Genomic DNA, 12625 nt, shown 5'->3' on the forward strand with positions numbered 1-12625 from the left:
GGAAGCGGTTGGCCCACGGCACCAGCGTCACCCGCCAGTGTCGTCCTGTGCGGGCTCACCTGCTCGTGGCTCGGGTCGGCACAGGCGTGAAAAGGCACGCGTCGGCCTCGTCCAGGTCGATCCGAAGCATTCGCCCCATGCGGTATGCCGTGAGCGTGCCGTCCGCGATGCGACGCCGAAGTGTCCGCGGGTGAACGCTGAAATGCTCCGCCGCGACTGCCAGCGTGACGAGCCTGCCGCTGTGCCCCTGGCCGGGCGCCCGCAGCCGATGAGCGCGGGTTCCAGCGTGCTGAGGTGCCATGACGTCCTCCCTGACGTTGTGCCTCTACCGCTCGAGCCCTGTGTGACCGTGGGTGTGGCTGTGGTGTGGCCGCGGCTTTCGGGCGCCCGGCCGGTCGTCTCGTTCGTGAACGACGTCGGCGGTCGACGATTCAGTCGGCCGCACAGGATCCAGCACATCGGCGGAGCCGAATGTCAGGCCCGCACGCTGGCCGTGTGAGGTGATGCTGCCGAGAGCGTCGGCCAGGTCGCGGTCGAGACGGTCGGGGGTGGAAGTGACGGTGATCGCGGCGGGCCCCCAGGCGAGGGGGTCGGCGCCGACGGTGCCGAGGACCTGGTCGACGTGGTTGTCGAAGTAGGCGTTGATCTCCACGTCGCGCCCGTCGGCGCGGATGGACTGGGTGCGCTCGAACCCCTGCGACCTCGACGCGACGTTCTCGCGGCGGCGCTGCAGGACGAGCAGGTCGGTAGTCAGGTCAAGCCCGGGGAGTTGGCGATGAGCGCCCGCTGGCAGGCGCACGGCGCCGAGCAGGTCCCCGCCCAGGTGCAGCTGTCGTCGTGCTTCGGGGTACGGGTTGTCCATCAGGTCGTGCGAGGCGAGCAGGACCGTGTACCCGCCGGGTCGGGTCAGGCGCTGCAGGGCGAGGGCGAGCCTGGCCTGGCCGGCCCGGCGCAGCACGACGTGGGCGGGGTCCTGCAGGCGCACGTCGTTGTAGGGCAGGGACGCGATGACGACGTCGTACCGGTCCCCGGCCCGGGGGACCGTCTCGCGGGCCGGGAGCTCGGCCCCCGGAGCGTGGTCGGGGGTGATGTCCGCGGCTAGGGAGATGAACGAATGCCCGTCGGTGTGCGGCAGGCCGAGCAAGGTCGCGGCGTCCTCTCCGACCGCCAGCACCCGCCCGTGGTCGAACCCCAGGCCGCGGAGCATGGCCCACAGATGGGTGGCGATGATTCGATGCGCGGGACGTGCGGAGGTGGCGACGTGGTCGTCGAGGGCGATCTCGTCCGCCTGACGACGCAGGTCGCGGCCGTCGTCGTGCGGCTCCGTGGACATCACGATCCTCCGTTCGAGCGGTTCGCCTTCGCGTCTCGTCCCCTGCGCGCCCCGCGTGCGTGGGCGGCGCGACGGGCGGCCAGGTCGGCTTCCACGAACGCCGCGAAGTCAGCGCGCCGGTCGGTGATGGGCTGCTCCTCGACGGCCTCCGCAGCGGGTTCGCCAGGCCATGAGGTGGTGCGGGTGGGCCGATCCCGGTCCAGCCTTGTGCCGCTGGTGGACACCCACTCGCGCAGGCGCTCGCGGGCGTCGGCGAAGTCGGCGTGCCAGGCGATCGGCCCGGACCCTGAGCTGCCGGGCTCGAAGCAGGCGAGCCAGTGCGTGTGCAGGGCAGACAGCTCCCACACGAGCTCGGGGTGGCGGTGCCACAGCGGCGGGAGCACGGTCGGCGGCAGGCCGTAGGTCGTGCGCAGCCAGGCCACAAACCTGTCTAGTGCGCGCCACTGTGCCTTGGCCTCGGCCGGGGTCAGGGTCCGCCAGTCGACGGGCTCGAGCTCGCCCATTTCCTCGGCAGCGTCATTCAGGTCTGCCGTGAGCTCGGCCTCGTAGGCGGCGACCTGTTCGTCGGTGTCCAGGGCCTCCGGCGGGCCGTCGTCCTCGGGGCGGAACTCCCAGGGAACCTCGCCGTCCACGGTCACAGCCCGAGCCCGTGGTTCGACGTCGTCGCCGTATGCGATGCAGCGGGCCGATCAGCGGCTGCGGCCGTGGGCGGGGGAGGAGGTGACGGGTCGTCCCGTCCGGTCTCGGCAGGTGCCGGCTCGGCACTGCCGACCGGGACCGGCCCCGTGGGCTGAGCGTCGTGTTGCGGGCTGGTGGAGCGACGCTGTACGTCGTAGGTAGTGCGGGCCAGGTCGTGCCCGATCCTGCGGGCGACGAACTGCTCGCGCTCGGCGGGCTGGGCCGGCGGTTCCGCGTACCGGACATCGACGTAGCCGTGGGCGACGAACTGGTCGCCCTTGCGGAACTGGTCCGCGGCCCGCTCGGCGGTCTTGCCGAAGATCAGCATGTCGTGGAACGAGTTGTCCAGCCTGGTGAACGTCCCGTCCTGCTCGCGGCGCCAGTGCTCCACCCCGACCCGGTAGTGGACCCGCGTGACGCCGGTGTCGGTGAACGACACGTCCGGGTCCGAGGCGATGAACCCCGCCAGGGACTGCTGCGCGGCAATGGTCATGACGCCCTCCACACATCGGGCGGCCCCTCGAATCGGTCGACCGCTTCGATGGATAGGTGTGTGGAAGACGCCCGCGCTTCTGACCGCGCTTGGGACCACCCGCCCCGTCCAGAACACCGGGCACGGCGATCTTGTCGACGAATCGGACTGGCCGGCCTTCATGGCCCGGCACGGGGTCCGCGTGTGAAGGTCGGTCGGCACCTTCTCCCCGGTCGTGCGGAGACGTTCACGGCCGCGTGAACTGGGTCGACGGCTGGCCGGTCTCCGTGCACCTCCGAGGCGCCTGGGCAGCTGTCGATTTCTAGGACGACCGCAAAGCGCCGTCGGGCGAACCGTGGATCAGCATCCACGTTTTCCAGAAGTCGTGGGCTTCGCCGACCGCTCAGCAGGGGTGTGCCAGGTTGGAGATCTCGACGCTCTTTTCGGGACTCCTGGCGCCCTAGGCTCAGATGCCGTGCCTCCAGCGCCCTGCGCGCCCGGAGGGGCCCACAAGCTCTGGAGACCCGCAGCGATGTGAGCTCGGCCGGTCAGTCACCCGTCCAGTCGGGCAGGAAGCGGGTGACGTCGACGTCCTGGAACGGCGCGCGGATGAAGCGGTCGCGCAGCTCCCAGGGGACGGTGCAGTCGAAGATGACCTTGGTGGAGATGCCGTGGTCGAAGTTGGTCCACAGGAAGTCGGGGTCGGCGGACGGGTCGAGCGGGTGGCACCGCACGCCGGGGATCGGGACGACGGAGCGTTCGGCTTGGAACCGAGTGGTCATGGCCCAAAGCACGTCGTCGGTGTCGAAGATGTCGACGTCGTCGTCCACGAGGATGATGTGCTTCATCTCGGGGAACGCCCCGAAGGCGACGATGGCGGCCTGGCGTTCGCGTCCTTGGTCGTTGTGGTCGCGCTTGTGGATCTGCAGGATGCCGAGGTACTTCCCGCCGCCGGCGGAGTGGGAGTAGACGTTCGTCACGAGGCCGGGCAGCGCGTCGTCGAGCGCTTGCACGAGCGATCCCTCGGTGGGTATGCCGGCCAGGCTGACGTGCTCCTCGCCCGGGCCGACGAGGGTCTGCAGTATCGGGTTGGTGCGCGTGGTGACGGCCTTGACCTTGATGATCGGCAGCGAGGGGTTCGCGGTGCCGTCGTAGCCCGGGAACTCTGGCATGGCGAACCCGGTGCCCGTGTTCTGGTCCTCGGCGACGCGGCGCTTCGGCAGGATCTCGCCCTCGATGACGATCTCGGCCGACGCGATGGCGTACTCCTCGACGGTCTTGGCCTTGACCAGCTCGACCGGGGATCCTTGCAGGCCGCCGGCGAACTCGAGTTCGTCGAACCCATAGGGCGTCGATGGGGGCTCGAACGAGATGGCCATGTACTCCACCGGCGAGATGCCCATGGAGATGGTGATGGGCATGGGCTTGTCCATCGCGTCGTACTTCTCGTACATCATCCCGATGTGGCGTCCGGTCTGCATGAACACCGAGATCTCGTCGCGGTCCTGCACGCACAGGCGGTGGATGGTCACGTCGTGCTTGCCGGTCTCCGGGTCAGTGCCGCGCAGCACGGCCATGCAGAAGTACGGGCCGGCGTCCTCAGGCGTGTTCGTCGGGGCCGGCAGCAGGCTGCGGATGTCGAAGTCCGGGTCGGAGGCGAGGTGGACCTGCTCCTGACACGGCGCCTCGTCGACGAAGACGGGGTCCTTGGCGTGCTGCATCGCACCCAGCATGTGGCGGCCCAGGTGCTTCTCGTCGGCGCCCATGAGCATGGCGATCCGCTTGCGCGACGCCAGGACGCCCACGATGACAGGGATGTCGTAGCCCTTGACGTTCTCGAACAGCATCGCCGGCCCGACCTGCGTGGGCCGGGTCACCGTGCCGCCCGCGCCCACCTTGCGGTACACGCCGGCGAGCTCGGCCTGCGGATCGACCTCGGTGCTGGTCGAGACGAACTGGCCGGAATGCTGCTTGAGCAGCTCGATGCCCTCGCGAAGGTTCTTGATCGGGGCCTTCGGCGGTGTCGCGCCGTCGGTCTGGGTGTTCGTGGTGTCGGTCATGATGCCCTCTCCTCAGTCCGCGGTCTCGGCGTGTGCCGCGTCGGAGCCGCCGTGCCGCACGCGGCGTCGCAAGTCTTCTGACCAGCGGGGGAACAGGTCGGTGTGGATGCCGAGCTGGTCCAGCGCGCGCCCCACGGAGTGGTCGACGATCTCCTCGATCGTGGTCGGCCGGTGGTAGAACGCCGGCACCGGGGGAAACACCGTCGCGCCGGCCTCGGTGACCGCCGCCATGTTCCGCAGGTGGACCAGGTTCAACGGCGCCTCGCGCACCATGAGCACCAGTGGACGGCGCTCCTTGAGAGTGACGTCCGCGGCCCGGGAGACGAGGGAGGAGGTCACGCCCGTGGCGATCTCGGCCAGCGTCCGCATCGACGTCGGCGCGATCAGCATCCCTCGGGTGCGAAACGAACCCGACGACAAAGGAGCTCCCACGTCGGAGAACGGGTACGAGACGTCCGCGTGCGACTCGAGCTCCTCCTTGGACAGGTCCGTCTCGTAGTCCCGGGTCAGAGCCGCGGACCTGGTCACCACCAGATGTGTCTCGACGCCGAGCTCGCGCAACACGTCCAGCGCTCGCACCGCGTACACCACGCCCGTGGCACCGGTGACTCCCACGACTACCCGGTTCGAATCGTTCGTCAGGCCCACCATGTCGTGCTCCATCCGTTGGTTCGTGTGCTCGTGCGTCCGTCGGCGCGGTCCCATCGTGCAATCGCACTCGACAGACCGCGCGCTGGGTCCCCGTACGGCCAACCGCAAGGCCTGCCACGGAACGGCCACGTCCATCGTCGCATTGGCGACAAGATTGTCAACAAGATTGTTGATGATCTACGCTCGCTGGCGTACACCTCACCGAGGAGGATTCATGATCGCCATGGACGGCGTTCTACCTGCGGGCTTCCGCGGGGCCCGTGCCGCGGGCTCCCAGACCGCGGTGCCGTGCCTGCTGATGCGAGGCGGCACCTCGCGGGGACTGTTCTTCGATGCCCGAGTGCTGCCCGGGAACGACGCCGCGCGCGACGCGGTGCTGCTGTCGGCGATGGGCTCGCCCGACCCGCGGCAGATCGACGGGCTCGGCGGTGCGCACCCGCTCACGAGCAAGGTCGGCGTGGTTGCCCCGGGGGTCGACGGCGTCGACCTGGAGTGGACGTTTGCCCAGCTGCAGCCCGACTCCGAGGTCGTGGATACGACCCCGAACTGCGGCAACATGCTGGCCGCGGTGCTGCCGTTCGCGCTCGAGACGGGAATGCTCGCCCCACAGGGGGAGACGACGACAGCACGGGTGCGCACCGCGAACACCGGCGCGGTCGCGGACATCACCGTGCGCACCCCGCTCGGGCCCGACGGACGCCGCGACGTCGAGTACGCCGGGGACGCACGCATCGACGGGGTGCCTGGCACAGCGTCCGCGGTGGAGATCGCCTTCCTCGACACCGCCGGATCGGTGGCCGGCAGCCTGCTGCCCACGGCGAACGTGCGCGACACCGTCACCGTTCCGGGGCTGGGCGACGTCGAGGTGACCCTGATCGACAACGGGCAGCCGCTCGTGGTCGTCGCGGCTACCCAGCTCGATGCACGCGGCGACGAGTCGCCGGCCGAGATCGATGCGGACGACTCCCTCAAGGATCGGGTGGAACGGCTGCGCCTGGTGTGCGGCGAGGCGATGGGCCTCGGCGACGTCACTGCGCGGAACTACCCCAAGATGACGCTCGTCGCACCGCCCACCCACGGCGGCACCATCGCCACACGCTCCCTGATCCCCCACGTGGCGCACCAGTCCATCGGAGTGCTCGCCGCCGTCACCGTCGCCACCGCGTGCGTCCTGCCCGGCTCCGTGGCGCACGACGTCGCGGAGCTCGCCCCCCGCGACGCGGACGGTGACGTGCACGTCTCGGTCGAGCACCCCTCCGGGGAGTTCACGGTGTCGCTCGGCCTCGACGGCGACGACCCGCCGACGGTCGTGCGCTCCGCGCTGCTGCGCACCGCACGCCTGCTCATGTCGGGCGAGGTGCTCGTGCCGCGAACCGTGTGGGACCCCACGAACGAGAAGGAGACGACCGCGTGATCATCGACGTCCACGGCCACTACACCACGGCCCCGGAGCCGCTCGCCGCGTGGCGCGAGGCGCAGGTCGCCGCGCTCGACGGCGGCCCCGCCCCCGACCCCGCCGGTCCGCGCATCAGCGACGACCAGATCCGCGAGACGCTCGAGGCGAACCAGCTCGCGCAGATGGACGCACGCGGCATCGACGTCACGGTGTTCTCGCCGCGCGCGTCGTTCATGGCCCATCACGTAGGGGACCTGGCGACATCGGCGGTGTGGGCGCGGATCTGCAACGACCTGTGCGCCCGGGTGGCTGACCTCTACCCGCAGCGGTTCATGCCGGCCGCGATGCTGCCGCAGTCGCCCGGCGTCGACCCGGCTACCGTGGTTGGCGAGCTCGAGCGCGCGGTGACCGAGCTCGGCGCCGTCGCGGTGAACCTCAACCCGGACCCGTCGGGCGGGCACTGGACGGCACCGCCGCTGACGGACCGCTCCTGGTACCCGGTGTACGAGAAGCTCGTCGAATTGGACGTGCCCGCCATGGTGCACGTCTCCACGAGCTGCAACCCCGCCTTCCACACCACCGGGGCGCACTACCTCAACGCCGACACGACGGCCTTCATGCAGCTGCTGCAGGGCGACCTGTTCACCGACCTACCGGAGCTGCGGCTCGTGATCCCGCACGGCGGCGGCGCGGTGCCCTACCACTGGGGCCGGTTCCGCGGCTTGGCGCAGGCGCTCGGCCGGCCCGAGCCGGAGGAGATGCTCGGCACCAACGTCTTCTTCGACACCTGCGTCTACCACCAGCCCGGCGTCGACCTCCTGCTCGACGTGATCCCGCACGAGGGCGTGCTCTTCGCGTCCGAGATGGTCGGCGCCGTGCGCGGCATCGACCCGCGCACCGGACACCACTTCGACGACACCCGCCGATACGTCCAGACGCACGCCGAGGCGCGGTCCCTCGGCGGCGCGCAGGTGCGCGCCCTGTTCGACGGCAACGCCCGCCGCGTCTACCCACGCCTCGACAAGAGGCTCGCCGACCAGGGCCGCTGACACGCGCCTCCCGTCATCCACGTCCACCACGCCCCACCACCCGAAGGATCCCGCCGTGCAAGAGCTCGGAGTCGTCCACACGAAGATCCGCCGCGCCGACCCGGCGGCCGTCGAGGCCATGTCGCAGTTCGGCGTCGCCACCGTGCACGAGGCGATGGGCCGCCTGGGCCTCATGCGCCCGTACCTGCGCCCCGTGTACGAGGGAGCGCAGATGTGCGGCACGGCGGTCACCGTGCTGCTGCAGCCCGGCGACAACTGGATGCTGCACGTCGCGGCCGAGCAGGTGCGCCCCGGTGACGTCGTCGTGGCGGCGTGCACCACCGAGAACGAGGACGGCTTCTTCGGAGACCTCCTCGCCACCTCGCTCAAGGCCCGCGGCGCCCGCGGTCTCGTCATCGACGGCGGGTGCCGCGACGTCGACACCCTGCGCGAGATGGGCTTCCCCGTCTTCTCCCGGGCGGTTCACGCGAAGGGCACGATCAAAGCCACCCTCGGGTCGGTGAACGTGCCCGTCGTGTGCGCCAACGCGCTCGTCACCCCCGGCGACGTGATCGTCGCGGACGCCGACGGCGTGGTCGTCGTGCCCGCGGCTCGTGCCGCCGAGGTGGCCGAGGCCGCCCGCCGGCGCGAGGACAACGAGACCGCCAAGCGGGCACGGTTCGCGGCCGGCGAGCTCGGGCTCGACATGTACGACATGCGACCCCGGCTGGCCGAGCTCGGCCTGACCTACGTAGACGAGGAGGACCCGTCATGACCGCCCTCGACGTCACCCCCGGCTGGCTGCACTGGTACCAAGGGCCCACGAAGCCGTCGTTCGCGTTGCCGGACGGCGCCGTGGACGCCCACTGCCACGTGTTCGGGCCGGCCACACGGTTCCCGTTCGCGCCCGAGCGCAAGTACACGCCCGTGGACGCCTCCAAGGAGCAACTGTTCGCGCTGCGCGACCACCTCGGGGTCAGCCGGAACGTCATCGTGCAGGCCACGTGCCACGGCGCCGACAACAGCGCGCTCGTCGACGCGCTCGCCGCCGCGGGTCCTGATCGTGCCCGCGGCGTCGCCACCGTCCGCCCCGATGTCACCGATGCCGAGCTACGGCGCCTGCACGATGTCGGAGTGCGCGGCGTGCGCTTCAACTTCGTCAAACGTCTCGTGGACGCCGCCCCGCACGACGCGCTGGAGACCATCGCCCGCAAGATCGCCCCGCTGGGCTGGCACGTCGTCCTCTACTTCGAGGCGGCGGACCTGGGTGAGCTCGCCCCGTTCTTCGCCTCGCTCCCGGTGCCCCTGGTCATCGATCACATGGGCCGCCCCGACGTCACCAAGGACTTGCGCGGCCCCGAGTTCGCCCAGTTCCTGCGCTTCGCGGCGACGAACGACGTGTGGGTCAAGGTGTCGTGCCCGGAGCGGCTCACCGTGACCGGACCGCGCGCGCTCGACGGCGAGCGGCACGCGTACGCCGACGTCGTCCCGTTCTCCCGCGCCGTCGTGGACGAGCTCGGCGACCGCGTCCTGTGGGGCACCGACTGGCCTCACCCCAACCTCACCGACCACATGCCCGACGACGGGCTGCTCGTCGACCACATCCCCCTGATCGCCACGACCGAGGCGGCGCAGCGCGCCCTTCTCGTGGACAACCCCACCCGCATGTACTGGCCGCGCGACGACGCCTGAGCCACCCACCCGAGGAGATCGCAGTGCAGCACTCCAACGCGGCGAACCGGATCGACCGGTTGCCGATCAGCCGGTTCCACAAGACGACCATCGTCGCCGTCGCCTTCGCCTACTTCTTCGAGTTCGCCGACATCAACACGTTCGCGATCACCGCACCGGTGATCCGCACGCACTGGGGAATCGACGTCACCCACGTCGCCTACGTGACGTCCTTTTCCTTCGTCGGGATGTTCATCGGTTCGATCGTGGCAGGCAGTCTGGCCGACCGACTCGGGCGCAAGCGCACCCTCACACTCACCACGATCTGGTTCGCGGCGTGGTCGTTCGCGTCCGTCTTCTCGTGGGACATCGCGTCTCTCGGCGTCTTCCGGGTGCTGACCTCCGCGGGCCTGTCCGCCATGACGGTGGTCGCGGTCGTCTACGTCAGTGAGATCTACCCGGCGTCCAAGCGGGGCAAGTTCCAGGCCTACGCGATGGTCATCGGGATCTGCGGCACCCCGGTGACGAACCTCGTCGCCTCGTTCGTCGTGCCGATCTCCGACTGGTCGTGGCGGCTCGTGTACCTGTGGGGCGCCCTCGGACTCCTCTTCCTGCTCTTCGTCCGCAAGCTCGAGGAGTCACCCAAGTGGTACGAGGCCCACGGACGCTACGCCGAGGCCGACGCCGTCCTGACGCGGCTCGAGACCGCGGCCGCGGCCGAGCACGGGGAACTCGCCCCCGCGGCACCGCCGGTCGTGGTCGAGGAGCATGGCCGGGCGAGCTACCGGGTGCTGCTGCAGAAGAAGTACCTTCTGCCCACCGTCCTGCTCTCGGTCCTGTGGATCACCCAGACCATCGGATTCTTTGGCTACTCGAGCTGGGCGCCTACCCTGCTGGCCGACCAGGGAGTCAGCGTGGAGGACTCGATCTTCTACGTGGCGCTGACGACGGTAGGCGCCCCGCTCGGCTCGTACCTCGCGGCGCTCGTCACCGACCGGTTCGAGCGCAAGTGGTGCCTGGTCGTCTTCGGGCTGATCATCGCCGTGAGCGGGTTGCTGTACGGCCTCACGTTCAACCCCATGCTGATCGTCGCGTTCGGCTTCCTCGTCAACCTCTTCGAGCGCGGATACACGTCGCTGGCGTACGCCTACTCGCCCGAGTTGTACGACACCCGCGGCCGCTCGGTCGGCACCAGCGTCTCGTACGGGTTGGGACGCCTGTCGAACGCTGCGGGCCCGCTCATCATCGCGGGCATCTACACAGGTGTCGGCTACCAGGCGGTATTCGGCTTCATCGCCGGCACGTGGGTCGTCGGTGCGCTGGCACTCGCGATCTTTGGACCCGCGACGCGCAAGGCGCGTCTCGCGGCGGAGGCCGCAGCAGCAGCCTCCCAGGCGCCCGAGACCGTCGCCGCCCACCCGTCCGGCAGCTGAACTTTCAGAGAGAAGGAGACATCCCATGGCCGCGATCCCGGTCCCGGAGAACCTCACGTCGCTGCGGCGCATGGTCGCCGACACGCCCACCCGCCCGCCGCTGGGCGACGTCGCCCACCTCGGGCACGCGCAGCTCTTCACGCCCGTGCCCGAGGAGACGGTGGCGTTCTTCATCGACTACATGGGCCTGACCGTCGCCTCCCGGAACGGCGACAGCACCTACCTTCGGACTTGGGACGACTACGAGCACCACAGCCTGGTCGTCACCCGCCGCGACCAGCCGGGTATCGGCCGCACCGCGCTGCGCTGCTCCAGCAGGGAGGCGCTCGACCGCCGGGTCGCCGCCGTCCAGGCCACGGGCGCAACGGGGCAGTGGGTGCGAGACGAGCCGAGCATCGGCGACCTGTGGGTCACCCAGGACCCGGACGGGCACGAGCTCGCCCTGTACCACGAGACCGAGTACTGGCAGGCGCCGGCCGAGCTCGCTCCCGGCCTGAAGAACCAGCCGCAGGCCAAGCCGGGGCAAGGCGTCGGCGTCCGCCGACTCGACCACGTCAACTACCTCGCGAAGGACGTGGAGACCACCACGGACTTCGTCATCGACGCGCTCGGCGCCCGACCCACCGAGCAGATCCGGCTCGACGACGGGCACATCGGCGCCCGCTGGCAGACCTTCACGCAGAAGTCCTACGACCTGGTCTACACCGAGGACTGGACCGGCTCGCAGGGCCGCCTGCACCACCTCGCGTTCGCCACCGACACCCGCGAGGACATCCTGCGGGCCGCCGACCTGGCCCTCGACACCGGCGTCTTCATCGAGACCGGCCCGCACAAGCACGCCATCCAGCAGACGTTCTTCCTGTACGTCTACGAGCCGGGGGGCAACCGGATCGAGCTGTGCAACCCGCTGACCCGGCTGGTCCTGGCGCCGGACTGGCCCCTGGTCACCTGGACCGAGGCAGAGCGCGCCAAGGGCCAGGCCTGGGGCCTGCAGACCATCGAGTCGTTCCACACCCACGGCACACCGCGGGTCGACTGACCCCGCCTCCCGCACCACACCCCCTACCCGCACGACCCGCACCATCCGCAACGCTGCGAGAGCGCACCATCACGGCGAAGGAGCCGACATGACCACCCAGCTCGACCCCGGAACCAGCCTCGACGGCGAGGCCGCGCGACGAAGCGCGCGCCGCCGTCTCGCCGTCGTCGCGGTGTGCTGGTTCCTCGTCTTCCTCGACGGCATCGACACGTTCGTGTACGGGGCCGTGCTGCCGCACATGATCGGGGGAGGCCACCTCGGGCTCACGGACGCCACCGCCGGCGCCATCGGCTCGTACACGACGTTCGGCATGCTGGTCGGCACGATCCTGTCCGGTACGTCGTCGAACTGGATCGGCCGGCGCCGCACGGTCCTGGCCTCGGTCACGGTGTTCGCCCTGGCGACGCTCGGGTGCGGGTTCGCGCCGACGGCGACCACCTTCGGCATCTTCCGCCTGATCTGCGGCTTCGGGCTCGGCGCCCTGCTGCCGATCGCCATCTCCTACGGCATGGAGTTCACCACCGGGCCCCGCAAGGCCCTCGCCACGGGCGTCATCATGAGCGCCCACCAGGTGGGCGGCGTGGTCGCACCGCTGCTGGTGCTCGCCGTCGTGGACCCGCTGGGCTGGCAGAGCGTCTTCTTCATCAGCGCGCTGCCTGCCGTGGTCCTGCTGCCGGTGGCGTTCAAGCTCCTCCCGGAGCCGCCCGCCACGCTGGTCACGCTGGGCCGGCGCGCCGACGCCGACGCGGTGTCCGAGCGCTACGGCCTCGGGGGCGCGGCCCCCCCCCCCCCCCGGGGCCCGCGGGGGGGGGGGCGGCCGGGGGTGTTGAGGGGGCCCCCCTGGGGGGTACAACAAAGCGGAAG

General features: G+C 70.4%; 12 protein-coding genes. 7 read left to right on the forward strand and 5 right to left on the reverse strand.

The genetic code is table 11. The features are described 5' to 3' along the window. Positions 1 to 325: 325 nt before the first annotated feature. The 5 genes from ACFQ8T_RS04220 to ACFQ8T_RS04240 all read right to left on the reverse strand — a co-directional run bounded on the left by ACFQ8T_RS04220 (position 326) and on the right by ACFQ8T_RS04240 (position 5329). The gene (locus ACFQ8T_RS04220) at positions 326 to 1333 is read right to left on the reverse strand and encodes a hypothetical protein (protein WP_430545301.1); all 1008 of its coding nucleotides are present in this window, start codon (positions 1331 to 1333) and stop codon (positions 326 to 328) included. Then, positions 1333 to 1971: a hypothetical protein gene (locus ACFQ8T_RS04225; RefSeq protein WP_430545302.1), complete on the reverse strand. Its 639-nt coding sequence runs from the start codon at positions 1969 to 1971 to the stop codon at positions 1333 to 1335. Before ACFQ8T_RS04225 ends, ACFQ8T_RS04220 begins: the two co-directional genes overlap by 1 nt. Next, positions 1968 to 2504: a single-stranded DNA-binding protein gene (locus ACFQ8T_RS04230; RefSeq protein ID WP_430545303.1), complete on the reverse strand. Its 537-nt coding sequence runs from the start codon at positions 2502 to 2504 to the stop codon at positions 1968 to 1970. The genes ACFQ8T_RS04225 and ACFQ8T_RS04230 overlap by 4 nt, the downstream gene beginning before the upstream one ends. Positions 2505 to 3031: 527 nt before the next feature. Beyond that, a complete protein-coding gene (locus ACFQ8T_RS04235) occupies positions 3032 to 4543 on the reverse strand; it encodes a UbiD family decarboxylase (RefSeq protein WP_430545304.1) in 1512 nt (503 codons plus the stop codon). 12 nt (positions 4544 to 4555) lie between these two features. After that, complete coding sequence (locus ACFQ8T_RS04240; RefSeq protein ID WP_430545305.1) at positions 4556 to 5329, reverse strand: UbiX family flavin prenyltransferase; 774 nt, start codon at positions 5327 to 5329, stop codon at positions 4556 to 4558. A 79-nt stretch (positions 5330 to 5408) separates the two neighbouring features. On the opposite strand from ACFQ8T_RS04240, the gene ACFQ8T_RS04245 reads away from it, so the two are divergent. The 7 genes from ACFQ8T_RS04245 to ACFQ8T_RS04275 all read left to right on the forward strand — a co-directional run. Then, a complete protein-coding gene (locus ACFQ8T_RS04245; RefSeq protein ID WP_430545306.1) occupies positions 5409 to 6608 on the forward strand; it encodes a 4-oxalomesaconate tautomerase in 1200 nt (399 codons plus the stop codon). Next, a complete protein-coding gene (locus tag ACFQ8T_RS04250) occupies positions 6605 to 7639 on the forward strand; it encodes an amidohydrolase family protein (protein WP_430545307.1) in 1035 nt (344 codons plus the stop codon). The genes ACFQ8T_RS04245 and ACFQ8T_RS04250 overlap by 4 nt, the downstream gene beginning before the upstream one ends. A 55-nt stretch (positions 7640 to 7694) precedes the next feature. Beyond that, positions 7695 to 8393 (forward strand): 4-carboxy-4-hydroxy-2-oxoadipate aldolase/oxaloacetate decarboxylase, encoded by a 699-nt coding sequence (ligK, locus tag ACFQ8T_RS04255; protein WP_430545308.1) that lies wholly within the window; start codon positions 7695 to 7697, stop codon positions 8391 to 8393. Continuing rightward, a complete protein-coding gene (locus ACFQ8T_RS04260; RefSeq protein ID WP_430545309.1) occupies positions 8390 to 9310 on the forward strand; it encodes an amidohydrolase family protein in 921 nt (306 codons plus the stop codon). Before ligK ends, ACFQ8T_RS04260 begins: the two co-directional genes overlap by 4 nt. Before the next feature lie 23 nt (positions 9311 to 9333). Then, positions 9334 to 10722, forward strand: a complete 1389-nt coding sequence (locus ACFQ8T_RS04265; protein WP_430545310.1) for an MFS transporter — start codon at positions 9334 to 9336, stop codon at positions 10720 to 10722. 25 nt (positions 10723 to 10747) lie between these two features. Continuing rightward, entirely contained in the window at positions 10748 to 11761 is a 1014-nt protein-coding gene (locus ACFQ8T_RS04270) for a VOC family protein (RefSeq protein ID WP_430545311.1), read from the forward strand. An 88-nt stretch (positions 11762 to 11849) separates the two neighbouring features. Then, positions 11850 to 12625 (forward strand): MFS transporter (locus ACFQ8T_RS04275; protein ID WP_430545312.1); only part of this gene is annotated, 776 nt, incomplete at its 3' end.

Origin of the sequence: Isoptericola sp. NPDC056618, from assembly GCF_042792715.1 — a bacterium.
Classification (GTDB): Bacteria; Actinomycetota; Actinomycetes; order Actinomycetales; family Cellulomonadaceae; genus Isoptericola; species Isoptericola nanjingensis.